The sequence below is a fragment of the Pseudomonas sp. AFG_SD02_1510_Pfu_092 genome (genome assembly GCF_003331055.1).
In the GTDB taxonomy this organism is placed as follows: domain Bacteria; phylum Pseudomonadota; class Gammaproteobacteria; order Pseudomonadales; family Pseudomonadaceae; genus Aquipseudomonas.
In genome coordinates this window covers 13,974-30,009 of record NZ_PUQD01000047.1, presented here as the reverse complement: position 1 = coordinate 30,009, position 16,036 = coordinate 13,974, and the positions used below count along the sequence as shown (strand labels likewise).

Here is a 16,036-nt window from a genome sequence, read left to right as displayed (position 1 = left end):
AGCCCGCGAAGAAGCCAACACTGATCTAAAGCCTGAACCCACCCATCTGCCGCGCCAGGTCATCCGCCAAGCCACGCAACGCCCGGCACTCCTCGCGACACCCTTGCACCTCGGCCGCCGTCTCCCGCGCCAGGTCCGATATCCCCTGCACGGTCCGGTTGATCTCCTCGGTCACCGCCGACTGCTCTTCGGTCGCCGTAGCCACCTGGTGGTTCATGTCGCTGATGTGCTCGACCTGGTCGGTAATCGCGCCCAACGACGCCCCGGTCCGCTGGCTCGACTCCACGCCACTGCCGGTCGCCTGCCGCCCCGCCTGCATCGAACTCACCGCCGAACCCGCCCCTTGCTTCAGGCGCTGGATCATCTGCTGCACTTCATCGGTAGACAGCTGCGTGCGTCGGGCCAGGGTACGCACTTCGTCTGCCACCACGGCAAACCCACGCCCCATTTCCCCTGCCCGCGCGGCCTCGATGGCGGCATTCAGCGCCAGCAGGTTGGTCTGTTCGGAAATACTGCGGATAACCGCAAGAACTTCATCGATCGAGGCGACTTCATCGGCCAACTGGCTGACCGCATCGGCCGCCTTGCCGATATCGCCGGACATGCCCTCGATACCCCGAATCGACCGCTGTACCACCTCGCGCGCCTGCAACGCTTCATCGCGTGCCGACTGCGAGGCCTGGGCGGCGTCGCCGGCATTGCGGGCGATGTCCTGCACGGTCAGGCCCATCTCGTGCACCGCGGTGGCAACCATTTCGGTCATTTCCTGCTGGCGCCCGGAACGTTCGGCGGTATTGTCCACCACCTGGGTCACCTGTTCGACGGCCTGGTGCAGCCGCTCGGACGTGTGCAGCACCTCGCCGATCAGCCGGCGCTGGCTATCGAGGAAACGGTTGAAGCCGCGCGCCAGGTCGCCCAGTTCGTCCTGGCGCGAATCGTCCAGGCGGTGGCTGAGGTCACCCGCACCACTGCCAATCTGCACCAACGCCGCCGTGACGCGACCGATCGGCCGCACCAGGCCACGCGCCAGCACCACCACCAGTAGCAGCGACACCAAGGCCACGGCAGCGCCGACAAGGCTGGTCAGCCATACCGCCTGATGCATCTGCGCGTAGATTTCTTCTTCCGGCACTTCGGCCACCAAGGTCCAGTTGAGGTCGCGCAGCGGCAGGCCCAACGCCAGGTAGCTTTCGCCATCGCGGCTGAAGCGGCTGCTGCGCAAGCCCTCACCGCCGTCCATCACGGCTTTGGCGGCATCGGCGCCAAGCTGCTCGGCAAGCTGGCGTTTACCGCTGAAGGCGTTGTCCGGGTGCACCTGGATCAAGCCATCGTTGCGCACCAGAAATACCTTGCCGTGCTCGCCGAAGCTGAAGTCATGAATCAGTTTCGACAATTCGGTCATGCGCAGGCCCATGCCGGCGACGCCAACCAGCTGACCGTGCTTTTCAATGCGGTAGTCGATGAACAGCGCCAGTTCGCCGGTGGCGCCATCGATGTCGATGTTGATGAACCGCTCGGCGCCGCTGTCGATGTAGCCGTAGAACCATTTGTCCTTGGGGTTGCTGCGGCTGAGGGTGCGGTCCAGGCCGTTCTCGTTGTAGTAGTGGCCGGTTTCGGTCGAGACGAACAGGGTGGTGAACGCCTGGTTGCGCTGCTTGGCGGCGGTCAGGTATTCGATGAAGGCTGCGGCCTGGGCGGGATCTTCGCCAGCGGCGAGCCAGTCGCGCAGCAGGGTGTTGCCGGCAATGTCCGCCGCTGCTACCAGGGGCTGGCCGAGCATGCGTTCGATATCGTTGCGGATGGCTTCAATGCTGGCGGGCAGGGCGGTGTCGACCAGGTAGCGCTCGGTAAGGCGGTTGAGCGCCACGCTGAAGATGATGACGACTACCAGAATGCTCGCCAGCAAGGCCGCGCCCATGCTGCTGATCAACTGCCACTGGATGCTCTTGCGCCAGATACGCATACCCTACTCCCCGCATAATTATTGTTTTGCGGAACGTGTATACACTTGCGTATCCAGTTAATCCACTACTCTGAAGCAATCCTCCGTCGCTGTGGGAGCGGGTTCACCCGCGAATACGAGGGTAAAGCCACTGACGTATTCGCGGGTAAACCCGCTCCCACAGGGGCCGGTGCATGGCCTTATTGTTCGGCGATGGTCCGCACAATGGCGTCCACGGTGGCGTCGATCTGCGCCTGGGTACGCTCCAGCGTCTTACGATGCTCGTCCTGCAGCTCGATCTGCCGCGAGCACAGGTTCAGCGCGGCCAGCACCAGCAGCTTGTCGCCGATCAGGGTCGGGTACGTACGCTTGGTCTGGGCCAGGGCGGTGTTGAGCATCTGCACCGCCTGGGCCAGGGTCGCTTCCTGGCCTTCAGGCGCCTTGATCGAGTAGTCGTTGCCGAGGATCGACACGACATTGATCGGCTGCGCGTGCAGTGTCATGCGCCAACGACGCCAGCATTGGCTCGCTCAAGCAGGGCTTGCAGGCGGGCGGCGGTGTTGCCGTTCTTTTCTTCCTGCTCCATCAGCGACAGCTGCAGGGTTTCGTTCTCTTCCTTGGCCTGGGCCAGTTCCTGGCCGAGGGCGCTGTTCTGCTCGGTAAGTTGAGCGTTCTTGTGCATCAGGTCGCTGACCAGTTGCTCGATTTGATTAAGGGAGGCTTCCAGCATGGGGTCTATCTCAGGTTGTTGCGAGGGGCGCACACGATAAAGAAAAGTGCCGTCCATCGCCATTAAATATCGGATTCAGAAGGTGTCGAACCCGCAGATTGACAGGGTAACCGGCACCTTGTTCCGACCTGAGTCAACCGCCGGTCAGGAAATGGATAGCTGCCTCACAATTTTTGCCGCTGGCATTCAAGACCGATCGGTCACGACCGATAGCCAGACGAGTCACATCTTGTCGCACCGGACGCGTCTCTTTTCACTTGAGCGGATCTGCCACCACCATGTCTTTACGTAATATGAACATCGCCCCCCGCGCGCTACTCGGCTTCGCGCTCATCGGCCTGCTGATGCTCGGCCTCGGTATCTTCTCGCTGGTGCAGATGGGCAGCATCCGCCAGGCCGGGCTGGTTATCGAACAGATCAGCGTGCCCAGCATCAAGACCCTCGACGAGCTCAACGCGCTGAACCTGCGCCTGCGCAGCCTCTCCTACCGCCTGCTGGTGAACCGCGAGCCGGAAACCCAGCAGCAGACCTTGAGCCTGCTCGATCAACGCAACCAGGAAATCGACCGTGCCCGCCAGGCCTACCTGCCGCTGATCAGCGCTGCCGACGAACAGGCCGCGTACGACCAATACGTGCAGCTGCTGAGCCAGTACCGCGAACTGGAGGCGCGCATGCGCAGCCTGAGCCAGGCCGGCCGCCTCGACGAACTGGGCAACCTGCTCAACCGCGACCTGCTGGCCAACTCCGAGCAGATCAACAAGGTCATGGAAACCCTGGTGCGCATCAACACCGACCAGACCCGTGCTACCAACGAGAAAGCCGCCGGCCAGTACAGCAGCGCCTTCACCTTGGTCATCAGCCTGCTGGTCGCGGCCACCGTGCTGACGCTGCTCTGCGCGTTCCTGCTGACCCGCAGCATCGTCAGGCCGATCGACGAGGCGCTCAAATGCGCCGAACAGATCGCCGACGGTGACCTGACCCACGCCATCCATGCCGAGGGTACCGACGAAGCCGCACGCCTGCTGCGCGCCATGGCACGCATGCAGGACAAGCTGCGCGACACCCTGCAACTGATCGCCGGCTCGGCGACGCAACTGGCTTCGGCCGCCGAGGAACTGAACGCCGTCACCGACGAAAGCGCCCGTGGCTTGCAGCAGCAGAACAACGAAATCGAACAGGCCGCCACCGCGGTTACCGAGATGACCAGTGCCGTGGAAGAAGTGGCACGCAATGCCGTGAGCACGTCGGAAGCCTCCAGCGAGGCCAGCCGCTCGGCTGGCGACGGCCGCGACCTGGTCATGGAAACCGTGGGCGCCATCGAACGCATGAGCGATGACGTGCAGGCCACCGCCGGCCTGGTAAGCCACCTGGCCGAACAGTCGCGTGACATCGGCAAGGTGCTCGATGTGATCCGCGGCCTGGCAGACCAGACCAACCTGCTGGCGCTGAACGCTGCGATCGAGGCGGCGCGTGCGGGTGAAGCGGGCCGTGGTTTTGCCGTGGTGGCCGATGAAGTGCGGGCACTGGCCCATCGCACCCAGCAGTCGACCAGCGAGATCGAGCGCATGATCGGCAGCATCCAGGGCGGTACCGAAGAGGCGGTGGCATCGATGCGCACCAGCACCGAACGCGCCGAATCGACGCTGAACATCGCCAAGGGCGCGGGCATGGCGCTGGATACCATTGCCGGGGCTGTGGCGCAGATCAACGAGCGTAACCTGGTAATTGCCAGCGCGGCGGAAGAGCAGGCGCAGGTGGCGCGGGAAGTGGACCGCAACCTGGTGAACATCAATGACCTGTCGGTGCAGAGTGCAACCGGGGCGCATCAGACCAGTGCGGCGAGTGCGGAGTTGTCGCGCTTGGCTGTGGATCTGAATGGGTTGGTGGCGCGTTTCCGCACCTGAGATAGCTGGAGCCGCTTTGCGGCCCATCACCGGCAAGCCAGCTCCCACACCGACCGCGCAAAGCCCTGAATTGTGCAGTACCTGTGGGAGCCGCGCTTGCCGGCGATGGGCTGCAAAGCAGCCCCCTGCAATTGCGGATCAGTAATCGATCCGCACATCCCCTTTCGGCACGCTGCAGCACGACAGGATGTAGCCCTCGGCTTCGTCCTCTTCGGTAATGCCGCCGTTGTGCTCCATCTCCACTTCGCCGCCCAGCTTGAGTACCTTGCAGGTCCCGCAAATGCCCATGCCGCAGGCTTTCGGGATCATCAGGCCAACCTTGGCCGCTGCCGCATGCACGGTCTCGCCCGGGGCGATGCGGATGCTCTTCTCGCTGCCGATGAATTCCACCAGGTTGAGGTCGGCGGCATCCAGTTCCGGCGCGTCGGCAGCCTGCTCCGCATGCTCGACCGCATCGGCCTTGGCTTCCGGCGGCGTCGCACCGAACGATTCCTCGTGGTAGTTCTTCATGTCGAAGCCGACCGCTTCGAGCATGCGTTTGACCGCGCTCATGTAGGGCGTCGGGCCGCAGCAGAACACCGTGCGCTCCATGTAGTCCGGCGCGATCAGTTCCATCAGGCGCTGATTGAGGTAGCCGCGATAACCCGCCCAAGGCTCGCCCAGGCCATGCTTCTCGCAAATGATGTGCAGGCTGAAGTTGGGGATCCGCGAGGCCATCTGTTCCAGCTCACGGTGGTAGATGATGTCCTTCGGCGAACGGGCGCTGTGCACGAAGACCATGTCGACATTGCCATTGGTGTCGTAGAACCAGCGGGCCATCGACATCACCGGCGTGATACCGACACCGCCGGAAAGGTACAGCACCTTCTGCGCCGGGAAATCGATGGCGTTGAACAGGCCCACCGGGCCGTGCACCGGCAGCTCGGCGCCTTCGTGCATGGTGTCGTGCAGGAAGTTGGAGACCAGGCCGCCCGGCACACGCTTGACCGTGATCGAGAAGCTGTACGGCACCGACGGTGAACTGGAAATGGTGTAGGAACGCATCACCGGCTTGCCTTCGATCTCCAGCTCCAGGGTGACGAACTGCCCTGGCTTGAAGAAGAACATGATCGGCTGATCGGCCATGAAGCAGAACGTGCGCACATCCCAGGTCTCCTGGATGACCTTGACGCAGCGCACGATGTGGCGGCCGTTGGCCCAGGTCTGGGTAGTGACCGGATTGAGGAAGGTATCGGACATGTTCATCTCCAGCAGCCGACTATTGGCCTTTTTATGGCTTGGATAATGCGCAAGCCGAGAGCGACGTACATTCCTGCCAGCGACATCGGCGTGCTTATCGCGACCAGCCGCGCACCACAAGGGCTGCGGAGTCGTAATTCAATTCGGCCATGTCGCCCATGGATACGGTTCACGACGCCTTCGGACGCACACTCCACGGCAAAACAACCAGCTGTTTCTTGATAAGCAGCCTTGCGGCACCACAACAATGATTAGCCACCTTTTGCCGGCCGCACACGGCCCCGAGGAATACACGATGGACGTCACCGCAACCCTGAGCCTGGGCGATCCACTGGAACCTGCACGCAAGGCCACCGCCGAGATGCTGCAGACCCGCGAACGCACCTATTCGCTGCCCCAGCCTTTCTACACCGACGAGCGTCTGTTCCAGATCGACCTGCAGGAGATCTTCCACAAGGAGTGGCTGATCGCCGGCATGACCTGCGAGATCCCGGCCAAGGGCAACTACATCACCCTGCAGATCGGCAAGAACCCGATCATCGTGGTGCGTGGCGCCGAAGGTAAAGTGCACGCCTTCCACAACGTCTGCCGCCACCGCGGCTCGCGCCTGTGCGTCAGCGACAAGGGCAAGGTGGCCAAGCTGGTCTGCCCGTACCACCAGTGGACCTACGAGCTGGACGGCCGCCTGCTGTTCGCCGGCACCGAAATGGGCGCCGATTTCGACATGAACCAGTATGGCCTGAAGCCGGTGAACGTGAAGGTCGCCGGTGGCTACATCTTCATCAGCCTGGCGGAAAACCCGCCAGCCATCGACGAGTTCCTGGCCACCCTGGACCACTACATGGAACCGTACGACATGGAGAACACCAAGGTGGCGGTGCAAACCACCTTGATGGAAAAGGCCAACTGGAAGCTGGTGCTGGAAAACAACCGCGAGTGCTACCACTGCAACGGTTCGCACCCGGAGCTGCTGCAAACCCTGCTGGAGTGGGACGACACCAACGACCCGCGCGCCAGCCAGGAATTCAAGGACCACGTGGCCGCCTCCGCCGCCGCCTGGGAAGCCGAGAAGATCCCGTACCTGCACAAGAGCCATGGCCTGCGTAACCGTATCGTGCGCATGCCGCTGCTCAAGGGCACCGTGTCGATGACCATGGACGGCAAGCAGGCCTGCAAGAAGCTGATGGGCCGCATCCAGAACCCGGACCTGGGCTCGATGCGCATCCTGCACCTGCCGCACTCGTGGAACCACTGCATGGGCGACCACATGATCGTGTTCACCGTGTGGCCGATCAGCGCCCAGGAAACCATGGTCACCACCAAGTGGCTGGTGCACAAGGACGCTGTGGAAGGCGTGGATTACAACCCGGAAAACATGCGCAAGGTGTGGGACGCCACCAACGACCAGGACCGTCGCCTGGCCGAAGAGAACCAGCGCGGGATCAACTCCACTGCGTACCAGCCTGGGCCTTACTCGAAGACTTACGAGTTTGGTGTGGTCAATTTCATCGACTGGTACAGCCAGCGCCTGCTGAACAACCTGGGGGCGGAGCCTGCTTCTTACCTGAAGGAAATTCAGGCGCAGTAAGCTCTATCCCCCACTGAACCCCCGTCACTGAAAACTGTTCGGTGACGGGGGTTGTCTTTTTCGCTCCCCGCCCGCGCGTCATCCCTCCCTGCTTAATACTGGCACCAGCCAACGACTGATCATTATTTGATCAAACCGGTCAACCCGGCATGATCGCTAGGGTGTAGCGGTGTTCGTACACCTTATCCACAGAGAGACCAACAGAGATTGTGAACAAGCGCGCAAGCACTTGGCAGCGGGGTTGTGGATAAGCGTAGCAAGCTGCTGATTATCAAGGTTTGAGTGATATAAAGGCGACCTTGATCACTTTTTGAACAAGTTTCTCAAAGCCAACGGATGCGCGGCTCGCAGCTGATACCGAACAGATTATCCACAGACCGGCTAACAGCGATTGTGGGCAAAATCAGGAAATATGCCAGGGCGCACGCGTTCGAAGGCCGAAAGAAGCCTGGTCATTTTTTGATCGAAACGATGGAAGTCCCGTGGCATGAGGCCTGTAGCCATGCGCCAACACTTTATCCACACCTTGGCGAACAGATTTGGTGTATGAAATGTGGGAGCGGCCTTGTGTCGCGAAAGGGCTGCGCAGCAGCCCCAGGTTTTTGCATCATTGCAGAAATGGCTAGGGCCGCTACGCGGCCCTTTCGCGACACAAGGCCGCTCCCACAACAGAGACCTTCAACCCTCTGGCTTCAGCGCAGCACGCCCTCTTCCACCAGCAGCTTGAGGATCGCTTCGGCGCCTTCCTGCGGAGAAACATCTTTCAACACCTTGCCACCGCCGCCACTGGCCTTGGCAGTCGCGGCCTTCATGCGGTCGGCACCGCTCTTGGCCTTGATCACCTTCAGGCGCTTGGGCCGTGGGCGAGCCGGTTGCAGTTCGGCTTCGGCCAGCAGTTCGTCTTCGACAATCGCCACGTTGCGCGCAGCCAGCACACCCCGGCGCGCCGGCCCGAAAGCACTCTGGCGCGGCTTGGGTGCAGCGTTATCCACAGTCGCCAGCAACGGCAGGCGCACCTTCAGCCGGCGCCGCTGACCGCGCGGCAACGCCTGCAATACCTGGGCGGTGCCATTCTCGATCGACTCCACCTCGGCCAACCCGACAATCAGCGGCCAACCCAGCTTCTCTGCCAGCAAAAACGGCAGCATGCCCGAGCCTTCGCCCGTCTCGGCCTGGCTGCCGGTCAGCACCAGCTGTGCCCCGGCGTCGCGCAGGTAATCACCCAGCACGCCGAGCACATCGGCACCGGCCGGCTGCTCCAGCACATCCAGGTGGTCCAGGCCCATGCCCAGGTAGGCGCGCAGTGCTTCTTCGCGAGGGTCGCCGGCGTGCACCACCTGCAAGTTATCCCCAGCCAGCTGCAAGCCCAGCTCCACGGCGCGCGCATCCTGCTCGGCGCGGCGGGTCCGGCCGGAGCTGGGGTGGGCCCCGATGGATACCAGGCTGATCACTTTCGTACTCATGCTCGTGCCCTTATGCCGCGTCGCGCTGGCCGCCGCTGCGGTAGTTGTCCACCGCCTCGATCAGTGCCTTGAGAATCGCCGAACTGTCACCAATCACCGACAGGTCGGCCCGTTTGATCATGTCGCAGCCCGGGTCCATGTTGATCGCCACCACCTTGTCGCAGGCGCCGATGCCCTGCAGGTGCTGAATCGCGCCCGAGATACCCACAGCCACGTAGACCCGTGCGGTAACCCAGGTGCCGGTGGCACCCACCTGGCGGTTGCGCGGCATGAAGCCGTCGTCCACCGCCACCCGCGAGGCGCCTTCGGTGGCGCCGAGGGCGGCGGTAGCCTGGTGGTACAGGTCCCAGTCCTTGACGCCGTTACCGCCGGAGACGATGAACTCGGCCTCGGCCATGGCAATGGTGGCCGGGTCCACGGCCACCGAGCCGAGGTCTTCGATACGCGACAGGCTGCGCGCCACGCCTGTGGACAACTCCACCGGCAGCGCTTCGTGACGGGTTTCGCTGACTGGCTCGGCGCACTCCGCCGCCGCCAGGATCAGGCGTGGCACGGCGCGCTGCAGGTCTTGCTGGCCGGCACCGGCGCGGCCGATACACTGGCCGTCCTTGACCTGCCATACCCGCGTTGCCGGGCGCTCGCCCAGCGCCGCGCCCAGGCGCCGGCCCAGCTCGCCACCACCGGTGCGGCTGTCGGGCAGCAGCCAGTGGCGTGGGCTGAACTGGTTATCCACAGCCCGCAGGCCCTGTACCAGTTGCTCCGGTGCATAACCTTCGAAGGCTTCGCCCTCGATGACCAACAGGCGGTCGACCCCGGCTGTGGAAAAGTTGCTTTCCTTGTGCTCGCCAAACACCACCGCCAGTACCGCACCGTCGCTGCCAGCCAGGCTGTGAGCCAGGCCAAGCAGGTCGCGATCATGGCTGCTCAGGCGGCCGCCGACCATGTCCGGCACCACGGCAATGTAGAACGCCGGCGCCGGCACCTGATGCAGCGGCAGCTTGACCTCGGCCGCCGCCGTGCGCCGCCCGCCCACCGCGGTGCCCTGCTGGGCGCCGCTGCGGTCGATGCGCTTGAGCCCGGCCGGGCCAATGAAGCCTGCGGCAATCGCATGGGGGTTCTTGCGGATGATGCCGTTGGGCCCCATCCAGCTGGTTTGCTGGGTCTGCATCGCTGCGTGCAGCGGGTGCAGACGGTTACGGGCGATCCACTCGGCGCGTGGGTCGCGGCGGATAATGTCGCTCATCAGTGCACCTCCGCAGGTTCACGTTTGGCCGTTTGCGGCTTTGCCGTGGCCGGTGCATCCGCTTCGATCAGCACATCGGCAACCAGCTCGGCCAGGTCCTTGATCTGTGGGCGCGGTTCGACCACGCCTTCGAGCATCGCGGTGCACTGTGGGCAACCCACGGCCACCAGCTCGGCCTCGGTCTGGCGAATGTCGTCCATGCGCATGTCGGGGATACGCTGCTTGCCCGGGATATCGGTAATCGGCGCGCCGCCGCCACCGCCGCAGCAGCGCGAGCGGAAGCCGGAGCGCTCCATTTCGCGCACTTCGATACCCAGCGCCTTGAGCACTTCACGCGGGGCTTCGTATTCGCCGTTGTAACGGCCCAGGTAGCACGGGTCGTGGTAGGTGACACTGCCACCTTTGTGCTGGCCCAGGTTGAGTTTCTTCGCCGCGATCAGTTCGGCGATGTAGGTGCTGTGGTGCTGCACCTGGTAGTCGCCGCCCAGCGCGCCGTACTCGTTCTTCAGCACATGGAAGCTGTGCGGGTCGCAGGTGACGATGCGCTGGAACTGGTATTTGGCCAGGGTCTGGATATTGCGTTTGGCCAGTTGCTGGAAGGTCGCTTCGTCACCCAGGCGACGGGCCACATCGCCACTGTCGCGCTCTTCCAGGCCAAGCACGGCAAAGTCCACACCCGAGGCCTTGAGCACCTTGACGAACGAGCGCAGGGTGCGCTGGTTGCGCATGTCGAAGGCACCGTCACCAACCCAGAACAGCACCTCGGTGGATTTCACCTCCGAGAGCAGCTGCAGGTTGAGGTCGGCCGCCCAGTTCATGCGCCCGCCGGGGGCGAAGCCGCCAGGGTTGTCGGTGGCGATCAGGTTGTCCAGCACCTCGGCGCCCTTGTTCGGGGTAGCGCCCTTTTCCAGCGTGAGGTGGCGGCGCATGTCGACGATGGCATCGACGTGCTCGATCATCATCGGGCATTCCTCGACGCAGGCACGGCAGGTGGTGCACGACCACAGCGTTTCGGCGTCGACCAGGCCATTGACGATCGGCTGGTGCGGATGCCCGCCGTGCTCGCCGATCGGCTTGCCCGGGTACGGGCTGCCGGCGAACTGCGCGTCGGTGCCACCGGCCAGGCCGATGACCATGTCCTGAATGAGCTTTTTCGGGTTCAGCGGCTGGCCTGCGGCAAACGCCGGGCACATGGCTTCACATTTACCGCACTGCACGCAGGCGTCGAAGCCCAGCAGCTGGTTCCAGGTGAAGTCCACCGGCTTTTCCACGCCCAGCGGGGCATTCGGGTCTTCCAGGTCCAGCGGCTTGAGGCCGGTGGAGCGGCCGCCGCCGAAGCGTTCGGCGCGGCGGTGCCAGGCCAGGTGCAGGGCACCGGCGAAGGCGTGTTTCATCGGGCCGCCCCAGGTCATGCCGAAGAACAGCTCCGACACGCCCCACAGCACGCCCAGGCCGAGAATGCCGACCATCACCCAGCCGCCGGTGTTGGCCGGGAGGATGCCGGCGACCGGCAAGGTGGCGATGAAGAAGCTCACGGCGAACGCCAGCAGGCTCTTCGGCAGGCGCATCCACGGGCCCTTGGACAGGCGCGCAGGCGGGTTGAGGCGGCGTTTGAAGACAAACAGGGCACCGGTGAACATGATCACCGTGGCCACCAGCAGTGCATAGCCGAGGATCTTGCTCTGCAGGCCGAAGCCGTGCACCAGGATCGCCAGGGCGGCCGACAGCACGAAGCCGCCCGCGGTAGCCACGTGGGTCTTGGACATGTACTTGTCGCGCTCGACCACGTGGTGCAGGTCGACCAGGTAACGGCGCGGCATGGCCAGCAGGCCGCCGATCAGGTTGACCCTGGATGGCCGGCCACGCCGCCACATGCGCACCCGGCGCAGGGCGCCGAGCACTGCCAGGCCAAGGGCAGCGAACAGCAGGATGGGTAGAAGGGTGTTCAACATGGGAGGCTCCCACAACAGCTGGATTCTTGCACCACTCTCAAGGGCGGCGCGGACCCTGTGGGAGCGGGTTCACCCGCGAATGCGTCCGATCAGGCAACGATGTTGTCAGTGCTGACGCATTCGCGGGTAAACCCGCTCCCACAGGGGGCCAATCCCGCCCTCGGGGGGCGGTGTTCATGCCAGTGCGATCAGAAGTCCTTGCACAGGCGCAAGGCGTCGTAGATCGCCGCATGCACGTTGCGCTGGGCCACGCAGTCACCGATGCGGTACAGCAGGTAGCCTTCGCCCGGCTGGCTGAGGATCGGCTGTGGCTTGATGGCGAACAGCGCCTCCACATCGATCTGGCCCTTGTTGCGCGAGCCGTCCTTCAGCGCGTAGTACAGCTGCTCGTCAGGACGCACGCCGTTCTCCACCACCACTTGGTCGACCACGCGCTCTTCCTTGGCGCCGGTGTATTCGTTTTCCAGCACCGCTACCAGCTTGTCGCCTTCGCGGTAGACCTTTTCCAGCATCATGTCGCCGGTCATGATCACTTCTTTCGGGTACATGCTGCGGTAGTAGGTCGGGAAGGTGGTACCGCCCATGGCCACGCCCGGCTTGATGTCGTCGGTGACGATCTCGACCTGGCTGCCCTTGTCAGCGATGAAGTCCGCCACCGACATACCGGTGAACTCGCAGATGGTGTCGTACACCAGCACGTTCTTGCCCGGTGCAACCTTGCCGTCGAGCACGTCCCAGCTGCTGACCACCAGCCCTTCGGCGGCGCCCCAGTGCTCGTTCTGCTCGAGGAAGGAATGCCCCCCCACCGCCAGCACGATGATGTCCGGGCGCAGGTCCTGGATGGTCGCCACATCAGCAGCGGTACCCAGGCGCAGGTCGACCTTCAGGCGCGCCAGCTCCAGCTGGTACCAGCGGGTGATACCGGCAATCTGGTCACGCTGCGGCGCCTTGGCGGCGATGGTGATCTGCCCGCCGATCTGGTCTTTCTTCTCGAACAGGGTCACGTCGTGGCCGCGTTCGGCAGCCACGCGGGCCGCTTCCATGCCGGCCGGGCCGGCACCCACTACCACCACCTTGCGCTTGGCGCCGGTGGTTTTCTCGATGATGTGCGGCACGCCCATGTATTCACGGGAAGTGGCGGCGTTCTGGATGCACAGCACATCCAGACCCTGATACTGGCGGTCGATGCAGTAGTTGGCACCGACGCACTGCTTGATCTGGTCGATCTGGCCCATCTTGATCTTGGCGATCAGGTGCGGGTCGGCCATGTGCGCACGGGTCATGCCGACCATGTCCACGTAACCGCCTTCGAGGATACGCGTGGCCTGGTTCGGGTCCTTGATGTTCTGCGCGTGCAGCACCGGGACCTTGACCACTTCCTTGATGCCGGCCGCCAGGTGCAGGAACGGCTCCGGCGGGTAGCTCATGTTGGGGATGACGTTGGCCAGGGTGTTGTGGGTGTCGCAACCCGAACCGACCACACCGATGAAGTCGAGCATGCCGGTGGCGTCGTAGTACGCGGCGATCTGCTTCATGTCCTCATGGCTGAGGCCGTCCGGGTGGAACTCGTCACCGCAAATGCGCATGCCCACGCAGAAATCGTCACCGACCTCGGCGCGCACGGCCTTCAGCACTTCCAGGCCGAACTTCATGCGGCCTTCGAAGCTGCCGCCCCATTCGTCGGTACGCTTGTTGACCCGCGGGCTCCAGAACTGGTCGATCATGTGCTGGTGCACGGCCGACAGTTCAACGCCATCCAGGCCACCTTCCTTGGCACGGCGGGCCGCTTGCGCGTAGTTACCGATCACGCGCCAGATCTCTTCCACCTCGATGGTCTTGCAGGTGGCGCGGTGCACGGGTTCACGAATGCCCGACGGCGACATCAGGGTCGGCCAGTTGAAGCCGTCCCAGCGCGAGCGACGGCCCATGTGGGTAATCTGGATCATGATCTTGGCGCCATGCTTGTGCATGGCGTCGGCCAGGTTCTGGAAGTGCGGGATGATGCGGTCGGTCGACAGGTTGACCGACGCCCACCACTCCTGCGGGCTGTCGATGGCCACCACCGACGAACCACCGCAGATCGCCAGGCCGATACCGCCCTTGGCCTTTTCTTCGTAGTACTTCACGTAGCGGTCGGTCGTCATGCCGCCGTCAGTGGCGTAGACCTCGGCGTGCGCGGTGCTGAGCACACGGTTGCGGATGGTCAGTTTGCCGATCTGGATCGGCTGGAACATTGCTTCGAATGCCATGACGCTATCTCCGGCTTACAACGGCTTTGTGACGAACAGGCCATCTTCGTGGCCTTCTTCCGACCCGCCATAGACCTGTTCGGCCACGGTGCGGATCGAGCTGCCGCGGGCAGCGAGAATCTGGTCCATGGCGCCGGCGAACCAGCCGGTGAACATGTAGTCGACCTTGCGGCCGCACTTGCCATAGACGTACACGAACGCGGAGTGCTTGAGCTTGACGCTGCAGGTGCCCTTGTCCAGGTCGATGTCCTGGATTTCGAACAGGCCCCAGCCACGCTGGCTCAGGCGCTTCATGTAGTGCTCGAACACCGCCACGCCTTCCAGGCCATGGCACTCGGCTTCTTTTTCACACCAGTGCCAGGCGGACTTGTAGCCGGCCTTGTAGAGGATCTCGGCATACTTGTCGGCGCCGAGAACTTCCTCGATACCCATGTGGTTGTTGACGAAGAAATGGCGCGGCACATACAGCATCGGCAGGGCGTCGCTGGTCCAGACACCGGTCTCGCTGTCGACTTCGATTGGCAATTGCGGGGCGATCTTGGCCATGGAAACTCAACTCCATAAATTTTTTGTTTGGGATGCCCCGGCGTTGCTGGCAGGGGCTTTCAGGCTTGGAGAGCGGCTTACTCGCCCCACACGTCCTTGAGGACGTTGACCCAGTTCTCGCCCATGATCTTGCGCACCACGCGCTCGGAGTGGCCGCGCTTGAGCAAGGTTTCGGTGAGGTTGGGGAATTCGCCCACGGTGCGGATGCCCAGCGGGTTGATGATCTTGCCGAAATTGGTCAGGCGACGGGCGTAACCCTTGTCATGGGTCAGGTACTCGAAGAAGTCCTGGCCGTGGCCCTGGGTGAAGTCGGTACCGATACCGATGGCGTCTTCACCGACGATGTTCATGGTGTACTCGATGGCTTCAGCGTAGTCGTCGATGGTCGAGTCGATGCCCTTGGCCAGGAACGGCGCGAACATGGTCACGCCGACGAAGCCGCCGTGGTCGGCGATGAACTTCAGCTCTTCGTCCGACTTGTTGCGCGGGTGCTCCTTGAGGCCCGACGGCAGGCAGTGCGAGTAGCAGACCGGCTTCTTCGACTCGAGGATGACTTCTTCGGAAGTCTTGGAGCCGACGTGCGACAGGTCGCACATGATGCCGACGCGGTTCATTTCGGCGACGATCTCGCGACCGAAGCCCGACAGCCCGCCATCACGCTCGTAGCAGCCGGTACCGACCAGGTTCTGGGTGTTGTAGCACATCTGCACGATGCCCACGCCCAGCTGCTTGAACACGTCGACGTAGGCGATCTGGTCTTCAAAGGCGTGGGCGTTCTGGAAGCCGAAGAGGATGCCGGTCTTGCCCAGTTCCTTGGCCTTGCGGATGTCAGCGGTGGTGCGCACCGGCATCACCAGGTCGCCGTTGTCGCGAATCAGCTTCTGGCTGGCGGCGATATTGTCGACGGTTGCCTTGAAGCCTTCCCAGACCGATACCGTGCAGTTGGCCGCAGTCAACCCGCCTTTGCGCATGTCCTCGAACAGCTCGCGGTTCCATTTGGCAATGATCAGGCCGTCGATGACGATGCTGTCGGCGTGAAGTTCGGCTGGGCTCATCAGGCTGTCCCCTTTTATTGAATGGTGTGCGCCAAACCTTGTGTCTGCGCTTTGGGGCCAGCATATGCCTGTGCCCAAAGGCGCCCCGATGCAAAAACGACAGGGGGTTTGCCGAAAGCGTCAAT

General features: G+C 63.4%; 12 protein-coding genes. 2 read left to right on the top strand and 10 right to left on the bottom strand.

All coding sequences use genetic code 11. From position 1 onward, the window contains the following. Positions 1-25: 25 nt before the first annotated feature. The 3 genes from mcpH to C6A77_RS18480 form a co-directional block, all read right to left on the bottom strand. Positions 26-1,963: a methyl-accepting chemotaxis protein McpH gene (gene mcpH, locus C6A77_RS18490; RefSeq protein ID WP_114170771.1), complete on the bottom strand. Its 1,938-nt coding sequence runs from the start codon at positions 1,961-1,963 to the stop codon at positions 26-28. 179 nt (positions 1,964-2,142) lie between these two features. Beyond that, on the bottom strand, positions 2,143-2,445 hold the full coding sequence (locus C6A77_RS18485; protein WP_114170770.1) for a cell division protein ZapA: 303 nt from the start codon (positions 2,443-2,445) through the stop codon (positions 2,143-2,145). After that, positions 2,442-2,672, bottom strand: a complete 231-nt coding sequence (locus C6A77_RS18480; RefSeq protein WP_114170769.1) for a hypothetical protein — start codon at positions 2,670-2,672, stop codon at positions 2,442-2,444. Before C6A77_RS18480 ends, C6A77_RS18485 begins: the two co-directional genes overlap by 4 nt. Before the next feature lie 278 nt (positions 2,673-2,950). Between C6A77_RS18480 and C6A77_RS18475 the strand changes: the two genes are divergently transcribed. Beyond that, the gene (locus C6A77_RS18475) at positions 2,951-4,576 is read left to right on the top strand and encodes a methyl-accepting chemotaxis protein (protein ID WP_114170768.1); all 1,626 of its coding nucleotides are present in this window, start codon (positions 2,951-2,953) and stop codon (positions 4,574-4,576) included. A 138-nt stretch (positions 4,577-4,714) separates the two neighbouring features. Here C6A77_RS18475 and gbcB read toward each other — a convergent pair whose 3' ends face one another. Then, a complete protein-coding gene (gene gbcB, locus C6A77_RS18470; protein ID WP_085626183.1) occupies positions 4,715-5,815 on the bottom strand; it encodes a glycine-betaine demethylase subunit GbcB in 1,101 nt (366 codons plus the stop codon). Positions 5,816-6,110: 295 nt separating this feature from the next. Here gbcB and gbcA point away from each other — a divergent pair, with 295 nt between their 5' ends. Continuing rightward, positions 6,111-7,403, top strand: a complete 1,293-nt coding sequence (gbcA, locus tag C6A77_RS18460) for a glycine-betaine demethylase subunit GbcA (RefSeq protein WP_114170766.1) — start codon at positions 6,111-6,113, stop codon at positions 7,401-7,403. Positions 7,404-8,095: 692 nt separating this feature from the next. Here gbcA and C6A77_RS18455 read toward each other — a convergent pair. The 6 genes from C6A77_RS18455 to C6A77_RS18430 all read right to left on the bottom strand — a co-directional run bounded on the left by C6A77_RS18455 (position 8,096) and on the right by C6A77_RS18430 (position 15,911). After that, positions 8,096-8,866 carry an electron transfer flavoprotein subunit beta gene (locus tag C6A77_RS18455; RefSeq protein ID WP_114170765.1) on the bottom strand — a complete coding sequence of 257 codons (771 nt, stop codon included), beginning with the start codon at positions 8,864-8,866 and terminating at the stop codon, positions 8,096-8,098. Between the two features lie 10 nt (positions 8,867-8,876). Continuing rightward, positions 8,877-10,109: an electron transfer flavoprotein subunit alpha/FixB family protein gene (locus C6A77_RS18450; RefSeq protein WP_114170764.1), complete on the bottom strand. Its 1,233-nt coding sequence runs from the start codon at positions 10,107-10,109 to the stop codon at positions 8,877-8,879. Further along, the gene (gene dgcB, locus C6A77_RS18445; RefSeq protein ID WP_114170763.1) at positions 10,109-12,061 is read right to left on the bottom strand and encodes a dimethylglycine demethylation protein DgcB; all 1,953 of its coding nucleotides are present in this window, start codon (positions 12,059-12,061) and stop codon (positions 10,109-10,111) included. Before dgcB ends, C6A77_RS18450 begins: the two co-directional genes overlap by 1 nt. Positions 12,062-12,249: 188 nt before the next feature. Then, the gene (dgcA, locus tag C6A77_RS18440; RefSeq protein ID WP_114170762.1) at positions 12,250-14,310 is read right to left on the bottom strand and encodes a dimethylglycine demethylation protein DgcA; all 2,061 of its coding nucleotides are present in this window, start codon (positions 14,308-14,310) and stop codon (positions 12,250-12,252) included. Positions 14,311-14,325: 15 nt separating this feature from the next. Continuing rightward, positions 14,326-14,856, bottom strand: a complete 531-nt coding sequence (locus C6A77_RS18435) for a DUF5943 domain-containing protein (RefSeq protein ID WP_013970507.1) — start codon at positions 14,854-14,856, stop codon at positions 14,326-14,328. A 77-nt stretch (positions 14,857-14,933) separates the two neighbouring features. Continuing rightward, complete coding sequence (locus C6A77_RS18430; RefSeq protein WP_114170761.1) at positions 14,934-15,911, bottom strand: dipeptidase; 978 nt, start codon at positions 15,909-15,911, stop codon at positions 14,934-14,936. Positions 15,912-16,036: the final 125 nt, after the last annotated feature.

Excerpts from the sequence above, each read along its gene's own strand:
- C6A77_RS18430 (WP_114170761.1), bottom strand. The coding sequence starts at position 15,911 with ATGAGCCCAGCCGAACTTCACGCCGACAGCATCGTCATCGACGGCCTG.
- dgcB (WP_114170763.1), bottom strand. The coding sequence starts at position 12,061 with ATGTTGAACACCCTTCTACCCATCCTGCTGTTCGCTGCCCTTGGCCTG.
- C6A77_RS18475 (WP_114170768.1), top strand. The coding sequence starts at position 2,951 with ATGTCTTTACGTAATATGAACATCGCCCCCCGCGCGCTACTCGGCTTC.
- C6A77_RS18480 (WP_114170769.1), bottom strand. The coding sequence starts at position 2,672 with ATGCTGGAAGCCTCCCTTAATCAAATCGAGCAACTGGTCAGCGACCTG.
- dgcA (WP_114170762.1), bottom strand. The coding sequence starts at position 14,310 with ATGGCATTCGAAGCAATGTTCCAGCCGATCCAGATCGGCAAACTGACC.
- mcpH (WP_114170771.1), bottom strand. The coding sequence starts at position 1,963 with ATGCGTATCTGGCGCAAGAGCATCCAGTGGCAGTTGATCAGCAGCATG.
- C6A77_RS18455 (WP_114170765.1), bottom strand. The coding sequence starts at position 8,866 with ATGAGTACGAAAGTGATCAGCCTGGTATCCATCGGGGCCCACCCCAGC.
- gbcA (WP_114170766.1), top strand. The coding sequence starts at position 6,111 with ATGGACGTCACCGCAACCCTGAGCCTGGGCGATCCACTGGAACCTGCA.
- C6A77_RS18450 (WP_114170764.1), bottom strand. The coding sequence starts at position 10,109 with ATGAGCGACATTATCCGCCGCGACCCACGCGCCGAGTGGATCGCCCGT.
- C6A77_RS18435 (WP_013970507.1), bottom strand. The coding sequence starts at position 14,856 with ATGGCCAAGATCGCCCCGCAATTGCCAATCGAAGTCGACAGCGAGACC.
- gbcB (WP_085626183.1), bottom strand. The coding sequence starts at position 5,815 with ATGTCCGATACCTTCCTCAATCCGGTCACTACCCAGACCTGGGCCAAC.
- C6A77_RS18485 (WP_114170770.1), bottom strand. The coding sequence starts at position 2,445 with ATGACACTGCACGCGCAGCCGATCAATGTCGTGTCGATCCTCGGCAAC.